General features: G+C 39.7%; 3 protein-coding genes and 1 pseudogene. All 4 read right to left on the reverse strand.

Going from position 1 to position 3991, the window contains the following annotated elements; translation table 11 throughout:
• Positions 1–123, reverse strand: a 123-nt coding sequence (locus tag ACFILT_RS09140) for a transglycosylase SLT domain-containing protein (protein WP_375679160.1), incomplete at its 3' end; no start/stop codon positions are given.
• On the reverse strand, positions 120–2285 hold the full coding sequence (locus ACFILT_RS09145; RefSeq protein ID WP_375679159.1) for a glycine zipper family protein: 2166 nt from the start codon (positions 2283–2285) through the stop codon (positions 120–122). The genes ACFILT_RS09140 and ACFILT_RS09145, both read right to left, overlap by 4 nt.
• Positions 2286–2291: 6 nt before the next feature.
• The gene (locus ACFILT_RS09150) at positions 2292–3731 is read right to left on the reverse strand and encodes a hypothetical protein (protein WP_375679961.1); all 1440 of its coding nucleotides are present in this window, start codon (positions 3729–3731) and stop codon (positions 2292–2294) included.
• A 7-nt stretch (positions 3732–3738) separates the two neighbouring features.
• Positions 3739–3991, reverse strand: a pseudogene (locus ACFILT_RS09155) (hypothetical protein); the annotation flags it as partial.

The following is a 3991-nucleotide window of genomic DNA, read 5'->3' on the forward strand; positions in this document are numbered from 1 at the left end:
ATTCCTTGCATTCGGATTGCCTCCACTTTCCACTTGCGCAACACGGTACAAATAACTCTCTGGCAAACCATAACGCGCTGCTGCTTGACGGATCGCTTCATCTACCGGACTAGAACGGGTCATTGAACCTTACTCCTTAAAAATCTTCCCGCTTCTCCTGCCATTACCGAAGAAATGAAATGCCACAAATGGTCACTAACGATTCCTGCTTTATGTAATCGTATAAATCTTTGTAACATTTGAGCAACTTCCTGCTGGTTCATACCTTTAACGCCAAAAGTTGCTAATTTCGCTATATCTCGTTCAAGTATTTGTCTCTCTTTTTGAGGTAATTTCCTAATCGTATCAGATAAAATATTTTGTGTAATCTTTGCCCCTGCACGTGCTGTACTAACTTTCCCGTACGGTAGATTAACACCTGTTAAATAATTAGGTTCGGGCGTTCCCTGAAACGGTTTTAGGGCTCTTTGCGCCGCATCTTCATAGAACCTTTCATCCTCTACAGCTTTTCTAAACCCATGAATGTTTTTAGAGCTTAAAGATCTGCTTAGATTATCTGACATACGACCCGTTTGTAAAATATTCGAAAGTCTATTAACAGGACGCGAACCTTTTAATAGATCATCAATATAGTCTCTCATCCCTACATGATAAGTATTGAGACCACTAGACATTGCTCCTTTACGAAGACCTTCTTTAATCCCCTCTCCAGAAACATCTCTCTGTACAATGTTTTTGCCTTGTTCTATCGCTTCTTGAAAACCTTTATATTTTTCTACACTAGCCCGCGCTGCTTTGTAAGTAGAGGAGATTTCATCCGTTATCTTTACCAAATTATTCTTAAGTATTTGGTACCCTGTAGCCTTTTGTTTATCACCAAAATTCCGGGACTTTTCGATTAAATCATCAATAGATTTCTTCGTTTGATCTAATAACGCCATTGTGGGTTTATAGTTTATATGGATAAAATCTTTATCATAAAATCGTTGAGCAATTGCTGTGCGCGGGTCTCCTTCTAAGGTGTCAACTGCTTCTTTTACAGCGTTTTGAAACCATTTATTTTTGAAAAGCCTATTAAGAGCTGGATAATGCTTTTTTGCTATGGGAGTTTGCATTGCTTCTGCATAAAGATGTTTATATTCTTTTTCTCCTTGCTCTTGAAGCACCCTTTTTAAAACTTTCGTATCTTGAAGAGGTGTAATGTTTTCATCTGCCGATTGACCAATACGGTGAATAGCATTCTGCACTCGTTCCCCATGTGCTCCTTTCAAAAGTTCAGAAACATGCACATTTGTCTTCCCCATATTCGCAAGGGATACTTCTAAATTTGGACTAATATCTGTCAAAAATGCATGACGGGGCGCAGAGCCAAGACGCTCTGCAACATTCTCAACACCATCATCATATAATGTTTTTGCAACTTCCCTAACGGCTTTGGTTTCAACTTCCTTATGAGCAGGATTAAAACGCCCTCCTTTCATAAAGGGAATATAGGGAACATGTTGCAATCCCCTTGCCATTTTTTTTGTACCCCAAGAAGCAACTGTACCGGCAAGAGAACCAACAGGACCAGCTACTGTTCCAATACCACCACCAAACCCTGCCGATATAAGACGACCAGAAAGCCCCTCTCCCGCCCCTGAACCATGTAAAGCTCCTGAACCTGCTCCTAAAAGCGCCGCATTACCAAGATTTCTAAGTGTTGACATATGCTTTGCAAGAGCCAAAGCCCTTAATGGAGGCACAAAAAGTGAGAGTCCTGTCGGTACAAGTGAACCAACAGCATAAGCTATAGAGGACCAAATAGGATATTTCTCTTGCAAGGCTTTTTGGTAAGCACGTTCCTTGGCTACCCGTCTATTATATATCTCCTCTGCTTTCTTATCACCACGCCAATAATCTATAAAACCCGCTTCATTCGCTGCTTTCATCTCGTCAAAATAATCTGCCATCGCACCAGACGCGCTATTTCTCATAACAGCATTCCGCCACGTAAGATCTTTATCATCAAATGAAAAATCATCTGTTGTAGTTGATTGATCTTTTGTGTTTTGTTGACTTTCAGAAAAAGAATTAGATAGCTTCGCAATCTCAGCAGGATCTTCAACTACGCGGAAACGTTTCCCATTCTTAGCATATACATATTGAGATGAAGATGAACTGTTAGCATGTAAATTTATAATTTTTTCAATCTCAGCAGGATCTTCAACTACGCGAAAACGCTTCCCATTCTTGGCATATACATATTGAGAACGCATCTTCTCAGAAATGTTATAAGGGTCCATTACTATTTAATCCTCAACCAAAAATTTACCACTAGAACTGTCCCTAAAATAAGGTACGTTATCCTTAATAGATGCCTCTTCTAAACTCATCTTTGGTATATTTATCAAATTCCCTTGTGATAGTTGCGAACCACTTCCAAATGCTTCATCTACATCCGCAGCTGTTATGTTATCATTCATCAAAATAGCTAATTGCGCATCTGTTGCTTTGTTATAAATCTCCTGTAAACGTTGCAAATTCCTTATAAGCTCTTGAGGAGATAAACTCTGTTGCAAAGCAACATAAACATTTTCTAATCTTACACCTTCCTTATCAGTCAAATTACCCAATCCTGAAGCACCATTAGGTGATAGCGCTTTAATCCTCTCTAGCCTGTGAAGCATTGCTCCTCCCCTGATTGTTTCAAGATGATCCCTTAAACGTGCTGCCGGTGTGTTCCACAAATTCTGTAAAAATTGACCAATTGGACCAGTAGATGACTTAGGATTTTCCTTAAGTATCTCAAGAGCCGAATTTATTGCATGTGATGTACTTTCTCTCATAATTTTGGCATCTACTATTTGTAATTTTTTCAACTGTTCACGCTTTTGCATATCTTCATGTGCTTTTCCACCTTCAACCGTAACATATCTATATCCACCTGGTGCATTCGGATCTTCCACAAGCATCCTACCGTCATTGGTAAATTGTGGATTCCTGTTTCCACCGTTGATCGTTTGTGCAAAAAACGCATTCAACGCATCTTTATTCCCAGCCATGAACCGCGCCTCTTCTTCACTGTAGCCTTTGGACTTTAGATACTCGACAGTCTGGTTAACCTGTCCTCTTTTTTCTCTTTCCATATCACCACGACGAAGATTCATAGCTGCATTCGCTAAACTTTGTGCTATCGTCCCATCTGATAATGCATAACCAATCCCATAATCTGATAATCTTTGTAAAAACTCAGGACTACGCAAGTAATCCCAAAAACTCTGTTGAGAACCAGTATCTTGGTGAGGAACAGTACTCTGTTGTGGCTGTACAGACTTCTGTGGTTCTACAGATGAAATAGGCTCTGGTAATTGAGACTGCTTTGGTTTCAATGATGCCAAATCTGAAGTTTCAATTGCATTAGGCAAAGGTTCCATACCTAAAGGATTTGGTTGTGAACCAAAGGTCGCTACTGGTAAAGAAGGGACTGAAGACGGTACATACGGTTTTCTGCCTGCCGATCTTAAAGACGAACTTACATCTGGTAAAGGTGAAGTATTTTTAGCTAAACCTAAAGGATTTGATTGTGAACTAAAAGTTGCTATAGGGGAAGAAGGGGTTAAATAAGGTAAATTATTTGCCTGTTGTTTGGCGTCTTCTAGATCGTTGAAACGTATACGTGGTACATATTGGCTCATTACATGCATAGACTTAAGAAGTCTTGATAAAATGTTATCGTTACTATTTTGCATAACTACCTCACTTTTTTCCTGCAAAATTAGCAATACTAGCTAAAATCCCTATAGCGTTCTTCCAAGGGTCGTTACCATGCATCTTAGATTCTGACACATTATTCGTTGTCGTGCCGTAATTCCTTGCAAAGCCATGACCGGCGTTCATAAGCATATTCAATCTATTCCAGCCGCTATTATCTTGTTCCAGCCAACGTTCTCTATTGGCATCAACAAGGCGTTGATTGTAGTCATTAAGAACAGATGACCCCTGCAACATA

The organism is Bartonella sp. AP7XZML, assembly GCF_042195745.1.
Lineage (GTDB): Bacteria > Pseudomonadota > Alphaproteobacteria > Rhizobiales > Rhizobiaceae > Bartonella.

What these genes read in the sequence shown, in the direction of transcription:
- ACFILT_RS09145 (WP_375679159.1), bottom strand. Translation starts at nt 2,285, where the DNA reads ATGGACCCTTATAACATTTCTGAGAAGATGCGTTCTCAATATGTATAT.
- ACFILT_RS09150 (WP_375679961.1), bottom strand. Translation starts at nt 3,731, where the DNA reads ATGCAAAATAGTAACGATAACATTTTATCAAGACTTCTTAAGTCTATG.